Here is a 6,288-nt window from a genome sequence, read left to right as displayed (position 1 = left end):
ACTTTACACATGTAATTGTGGATAAATTTTTTAATAACTTATTATTTTTCCTATTAAAACCTATTAAAAATTGCCTCAAATCCTTATTAAATCAAGTAAATCTAGTGTATTTTCTTTTAAATAAATAGTTTGTGGATAAAATTGTGAATAAATATCATTTTTCTTTGAAAAAATAGTCTTTTCTAAGCTATAAATGAATTTTACACTTAATTATCCACTTGTATAAATTCATTACAAACTTATGTGAATAATAATTAAAAATACCTATATTTTTAAGAAAATTTTAATGAAAATTTTGTTGATAACTCTGTTTAAAACATTTAATCTACATAATTCTATTTACATAAACAACAAATAATAACTATATTTATTATTTCAATATTTTTAGTAAAAGCATGAAGCAAATTATAAATCCGTTAAAAGGAAATAATAATAAAATACCTATTTGGTTTATGCGTCAAGCAGGTAGATATTTGCCGGAATATAAAAAAGTAAGAGAAACAACAAAAAATTTTCTAGATTTTTGTTATGATGTTAGCAAAGCAACAGAAGTAACCTTACAACCGATAAAGCGTTATGGATTTGATGCAGCTATTATTTTTTCCGATATATTAGTTTTACCTCATGCTCTTGGATGGGAAGTGGATTTTAAAGAAAATATAGGGCCTATATTAAAGCAATTCAAATCACAAGAAGATTTTAAATATCTGCAAATCAATCCGAATTATAAATTAGAAAAGGTTTATGAAATAATAAAAAAAGTAAAAAAAGAATTACCATCCCCCATTTCTTTAATAGGATTTGCAGGTAGTCCTTGGACAGTGATGAGTTACATGCTAGAAGGAAAAGGAAAACAGGATTTTAAAACGAGCAAAAAATTCATATATGAAAATAAAATACTTGCTGAAGAATTATTAAATTTTATTACGGAAAAAACAGCTGATCATCTTATAAATCAAGCAAAATCTGGAGCAGATGTTTTAAAGCTTTTTGATTCATGGTCAGGAGTACTTGCAGAAGAGGAATTTACTGAATTTGTAATAGAGCCGACAAAAAAGATTGTACTAAAAGTAAAAGAAGTTTTTCCAAAAACTCCTATAATTGCTTTTCCTAAAGGAGCAGGATTACTGTACGAAAAATTTATAAAAGAAGTACCGATAGATGTTTTAGCCGTAGATCAAATGGTTCCTCTTGAAAAAATGAAAGAGTGGAGTGATAAAGTAATAGTACAAGGTAATTTAGATCCGGTTGTATTATTAACTAATAAAGAAATTATTAAAGAAAAAACTTATAAAATTCTTCAGGCAATGAAAGGAAAGAATTTTATCTTTAATTTAGGACATGGTATTTTGCCTGAAACACCTACGGAAAATGTAGAATTTTTGACAGAATATGTTAGGTTATATGAAGAAAAGAATAGCAATAGTACTTTTTAATTTAGGTGGTCCAAAAAACCTTAAATCAGTGAAGCCTTTTCTATTTAATCTATTCTATGATAAAGCTATAATTAATCTACCAAATCCTTTGCGTTATATTATCGCTAAAATAATTTCTATTACTAGAGAGAAAAAATCTCAAAAAATTTATTCTTTAATCGGTGGTAAATCTTCTTTACTGCAGGAGACAGAGGAGCAGAAATTAGCACTAACCGAAAAGCTAAAGCAACTTATAAAAGAAGATTTCGCTATTTTTATAAATATGAGATATTCAGCACCGTTTGCTAAAGAAGTAATAGGTCAAATAAAAAAATATAATCCAAGCGAAATAATATTATTGCCTCTATATTCTCAATTTTCAAGTACTACGACAGGATCATCGGTTAAAAATTTTTTACAAAACCTTGATATTGATATTCCAATTAAAACAATTTGCTGTTATCCTCTAGAAAAAAATTTTATAAAAGCCCATGTTTCATTAATTAAAGAAAAACTATACGATAAAAATTTTCGTATATTATTTTCTGCTCACGGGTTACCCGAAAAAATAATAAAAGCAGGCGATCCTTATAGTTTTCAGATAAAAGAAACAGTACAAGCAATAGTTAAAGAATTAAATATAAAAGATCTAGATTATAAGATAACTTATCAAAGTAGAGTAGGACCTATAGAGTGGTTAAAACCTAATACGGAAGACGAAATAGAGCTAGCAGGAAAGTTAAAAAAAGACATAATTATCGTACCTATATCCTTTGTATCCGAGCATGTTGAAACACTAGTAGAGCTTGATATTGAATATAAATTAATCGCAGATAAATATGAAATTCAATATACCCGAATTCCGACACTTGGAACAAATAAAATTTTTATTAATAGTTTAACAAATATATTGCTACGATTTATTAATAAGGTTGATAATAATTTAGTTATGAGTAGCTCTAGTACAAGAATATGTCCAAACGAATTTACTAAATGTTTGTGTAAATTAACAAGTTAATAAGGAAAAGAATGGCAAGTTACTATCTATGGTTTAAGTCAGTCCATCTGATATCTGCTATATGTTGGATGGCAGGGCTTCTTTATTTACCTAGAATATATGTTTATCATATCAAAGCTAAAATAGGTAGTGAGCTAGATAGTACTTTACAAGTAATGGAGCTAAAATTACTCAGATTCATTATGAATCCAGCAATGATTAGCACATTTATTTTTGGTTTAATAAATGCTCACATTTATGGGTTTGTTGCTCTTGATACTTGGTTTCACATTAAAATGTTTGCAGTATTAGTTTTAGTGATATTTCACGGTTTACTTGCAAGATGGCGAAAAGATTTTGCAAATGGTAAGAATGTCCATTCAGAAAAATTTTATCGCATAGTTAATGAGATTCCGGCTATTTGCATGATTGTTGCAGTGATTATGGTTATAGTGAAACCATTTGACTAGTATACTCTTTGTTATTTGAAAAGGGATTGTTAAAGATATATCGTCATTGCGAGCAGGAAATAATAACAAACTTCTAAGATTGTGTTTCGTCAATATTTTCTTTTGAAGTAAACTCTGCTACGAGTTCAGGTAGGATCTTGTTAGTTTGGTTGGATATGTAGTTACTCCCGATTAATTAAACTAAAGCATTGCTTTTAAGCTCTGGACATTCCTATTATAGCTGACTTTTGGTAGAGATTGCTACACCCCGAAATAGTGTTTTACTATTTCAGTTAAAGCTTATACCTAACTTCCTTTGGTGGTTTTCAGTAATCGACGTAATAGGATCATTGACTGATAGTAGTGACCCTGGAGCTTATTGAAGAAAACTAAAACAAAGGTTAAACGAAGAAAAAAGTGAGGTCATGACAAACTGTCACGGACTGAAATTAACTGCCACAGATGGAAAAAAATATATAACAGACTGTGCAAATACAGAGTCATTACTTCGTATTATACAATCTATTCCGTCTCCAAAGACAGAACCATTTAAACAATGGCTTGCTAAAGTCGGTTATGAGAGGATTCAAGAAATTTCTGATCCGGAAAAGTCAATTGATAGAGCAAGGGATAATTGGAAACGACACGGTCGTAGCGAGAAATGGATTCAACAACGTATGATGGGGCAGGAAACACGAAATAAATTAACTGATTACTGGAAAAACCATGAAGTAACAAAAGAGAATGAATTTGCTATATTAACTAATATTATTCATCAAGAATGGGCTGGTATAACTTAAAGAACACAAAAATATTAAGGGCTTAACAAATCAAAATTTACGTGATCACATGAATGAAGCAGAATTAATTTTTACTGCTCTTGCTGAATTATCTACTTCGTCAGGTAGTAGAAACTAATAATGCAACAGGAATGGAAGAAAATAAGGTTGCAGGTAAAATAGGAGGAAGTATAGCTAAAAACGCTAAAACGGCCTTGGAAAATAAAACTGGTAAAAAAGTAATCTCAACAGAACATTATTTATCGCCTAAACTTACAAAGTAAAAAATTTTGTTATAGTGAAATGCATTGAATTAGGTGACATTTTTTAATTTTTAAATAATATATCTCATATCGTAAATGGGTTGGCATTCGCTATATCCTTAAATTGGTTTTGTGGAAAATACTCTCACTTTTGACAGAAGTTTCAACACACTGAAATAGCATTTTGCCATTCCGGTTATGATTTTAAAAAAGTCAATTAAACTTTACTTCAGGTGGCAATGACATTAATATTGCTTCGACATTTCCATCGGTCATTAAGCCGAATTTAGTACCGCGGTCATATAGCAAATTAAATTCTACATATCTACCTCGCCTTATAAGCTGGTATTCTTTCTGCTCAGCTGTCCAAGGTAAAAATAACTTACTTCTAACGATTTCAGGATATACCGACAACAAAGCCTTACCTACGTCCTGTGTAAAGGCAAAATCCTGTTCAAAATTACCGTTATTTAAGTAATCATAGAATATTCCGCCTACTCCTCTCGGCTCTTTTCGATGCTTTAGATAAAAATATTCATCACATTGCTTTTTGAATTTAGGATAATAGCTAGAATCATACTTATCGCACGCTTCTTTAAAAGCTGCATGAAACTTTACAGTTTCGTTTTTTTCCGGATAAAAAGGTGTTAAATCGCCACCGCCGCCAAACCAACTTTTAGAAGTTTCTATATAACGAGTATTAAAATGCATAGCGGGAATTAACGGCGATTTAAGATGTGCGACTAATGAAATGCCTGTTGCAAAGAATTTCCCGTCTAGCTCTACTCCTGGAATTTCGTTGCGGAATTCGGGAGAAATTTTACCAAATACGGTAGATATATTAACCCCGACTTTTTCAAATACTGCTCCTTTCATGAGAGACATGACACCGCCACCGCCGCCGTTACGTTGCCAGCTTGAGCGTACAAACTTAGCCGGTTTTAAACCTTTGGTTTGTGCATATTCTTCTTCGATTTTTTCAAATTCTTTGCACAATAAATCACGTAAATTAGTAAACCAACTACTTGTTATTTCTTTATTTTCTATGTTCATAATTATTAAGCAACGATTTAATTACTTTCCTCATCATATACATAATCACTAAAAATACGGCAGCAATGATCATAATATAAAAAGCCGGAGCATAAAATAAGCCTGTGTGCTCTACAAGCCAACGAGAAATAATAGGTGAAGTTCCGCCGAATATCGCTATTGCAAAATTGTAGCTGAAAGCAACACCGGTAAATCTTTGTTCTGCCGTAAACAAGGATATAACGAGTATATAAGCTGTACCTGCTATGCTTCCTGCGAGCATACCAAGCATTGTAAGAGCTATAATTTGTTGCCACATCTCTTCTGTCGACATAAGTAACATGGTCGGTAAAATCAATATCAAGATAGCAACACCAACAAGCATTGCCATTTTAAATTTTCCGATAATATCGGCAGTACCGCCGGCAAGCGGCATCGCTATCATCGCAATAAACGAACTATACGCTAAATATGATAAAGCAATAGTATTACTAAGATGCGTTACATTATAATAGAAAACATTTATATATGTTTTTACTAAATACATAACGCTGCTAGCGATAGCACCTATACATATAGTTAAAAACATCGATCTCCAAGCAGTTCTAATTACATTGGAAAAAGGTGCTTTAAGAACTTGTTTCTTTTTCTCAAGCATTTTAAAAATCGGTGTTTCCGATACGCGCAATCGCAAGTAAAATCCTGCAAGACCCATAAATCCGCCAAGCAGAAAAGCAAAACGCCAAGCAAAATCTATATGAGAGAAATAATGTTCTATTATAATACCGATAAATGTTGCAATTAAGGTACCGGCGATATTTGAACCATGTACTAAACCTGCCGTAAAACCCGGTCTTAAATTTTGACGATGTTCAAGGATAAAAATAGCCGCTCCCGTTCCTTCACCGCTAATACATAAACCTTGAATAAGTCGCATTATAACTAGAGTTATAGGGGCATAAATCCCAATACTTGCATATGAGGGTATGAGACCCATAATAAAGGTCGGAATAGTCATACCTAGCATCGAGATTATTAAAGAGATACGTCTACCGTATCTATCACCGATATAACCGAATAATATGCCTCCTATCGGTCTTGTCAGAAAGCCAACCGCAAATACTCCAAGGCTTAGAAGAATTCTAATGAATTCTGATTCGCCTGGAAAAAAAACTTGTCCAATAATCAGCGAAAAAACTGAATATACCGTAAAGTCATAATATTCGAGTACATTACCTGAAATAGCAGATAAAAAAATGAACTTAGACCTATTATTCATCGAGCTTTAAATAACTTAATTACTAATTAGTTATTATAGACAAGTTACATAATTTATAAAGTGTAATTTATAAT

At 31.4% G+C, this 6,288-nt stretch carries 7 protein-coding genes; 5 read left to right on the top strand and 2 right to left on the bottom strand.

All coding sequences use genetic code 11. The features are described from left to right. Positions 1–395 precede the first annotated feature (395 nt). From hemE to RPR_RS09380, 5 genes are all read left to right on the top strand, one after another. Positions 396–1,436: a uroporphyrinogen decarboxylase gene (hemE, locus tag RPR_RS07680; RefSeq protein ID WP_012737080.1), complete on the top strand. Its 1,041-nt coding sequence runs from the start codon at positions 396–398 to the stop codon at positions 1,434–1,436. Continuing rightward, positions 1,393–2,433, top strand: a complete 1,041-nt coding sequence (gene hemH, locus RPR_RS07675) for a ferrochelatase (protein ID WP_012737079.1) — start codon at positions 1,393–1,395, stop codon at positions 2,431–2,433. Before hemE ends, hemH begins: the two co-directional genes overlap by 44 nt. Positions 2,434–2,444: 11 nt before the next feature. Continuing rightward, positions 2,445–2,882 carry a protoporphyrinogen oxidase HemJ gene (gene hemJ / locus RPR_RS07670; protein ID WP_004997032.1) on the top strand — a complete coding sequence of 146 codons (438 nt, stop codon included), beginning with the start codon at positions 2,445–2,447 and terminating at the stop codon, positions 2,880–2,882. A 404-nt stretch (positions 2,883–3,286) separates the two neighbouring features. Continuing rightward, a complete protein-coding gene (locus tag RPR_RS09385) occupies positions 3,287–3,661 on the top strand; it encodes a hypothetical protein (protein ID WP_085065782.1) in 375 nt (124 codons plus the stop codon). Positions 3,662–3,741: 80 nt separating this feature from the next. After that, entirely contained in the window at positions 3,742–3,924 is a 183-nt protein-coding gene (locus RPR_RS09380; protein WP_228368856.1) for a hypothetical protein, read from the top strand. 192 nt (positions 3,925–4,116) lie between these two features. Here the strand turns inward: RPR_RS09380 and hemF are convergent, their stop codons facing one another. Beyond that, positions 4,117–4,956, bottom strand: a complete 840-nt coding sequence (gene hemF / locus RPR_RS07655; protein WP_012737078.1) for an oxygen-dependent coproporphyrinogen oxidase — start codon at positions 4,954–4,956, stop codon at positions 4,117–4,119. Continuing rightward, positions 4,940–6,214, bottom strand: coding sequence for an MFS transporter (locus RPR_RS07650; RefSeq protein WP_012737077.1), 1,275 nt, complete (start codon positions 6,212–6,214; stop codon positions 4,940–4,942). Before RPR_RS07650 ends, hemF begins: the two co-directional genes overlap by 17 nt. Positions 6,215–6,288 lie beyond the last annotated feature (74 nt).

The organism is Rickettsia peacockii str. Rustic (assembly GCF_000021525.1).
Lineage (GTDB): Bacteria > Pseudomonadota > Alphaproteobacteria > Rickettsiales > Rickettsiaceae > Rickettsia > Rickettsia rickettsii.
The sequence above is the reverse complement of the archived record's forward strand: the minus strand, read 5'-3'. Positions and strand labels throughout refer to the sequence as shown.

What these genes read in the sequence shown, in the direction of transcription:
- hemE (WP_012737080.1), top strand. Translation starts at nt 396, where the DNA reads ATGAAGCAAATTATAAATCCGTTAAAAGGAAATAATAATAAAATACCT.
- hemH (WP_012737079.1), top strand. Translation starts at nt 1,393, where the DNA reads ATGTTAGGTTATATGAAGAAAAGAATAGCAATAGTACTTTTTAATTTA.
- hemJ (WP_004997032.1), top strand. Translation starts at nt 2,445, where the DNA reads ATGGCAAGTTACTATCTATGGTTTAAGTCAGTCCATCTGATATCTGCT.
- RPR_RS09385 (WP_085065782.1), top strand. Translation starts at nt 3,287, where the DNA reads ATGACAAACTGTCACGGACTGAAATTAACTGCCACAGATGGAAAAAAA.
- hemF (WP_012737078.1), bottom strand. Translation starts at nt 4,956, where the DNA reads ATGAACATAGAAAATAAAGAAATAACAAGTAGTTGGTTTACTAATTTA.
- RPR_RS07650 (WP_012737077.1), bottom strand. Translation starts at nt 6,214, where the DNA reads ATGAATAATAGGTCTAAGTTCATTTTTTTATCTGCTATTTCAGGTAAT.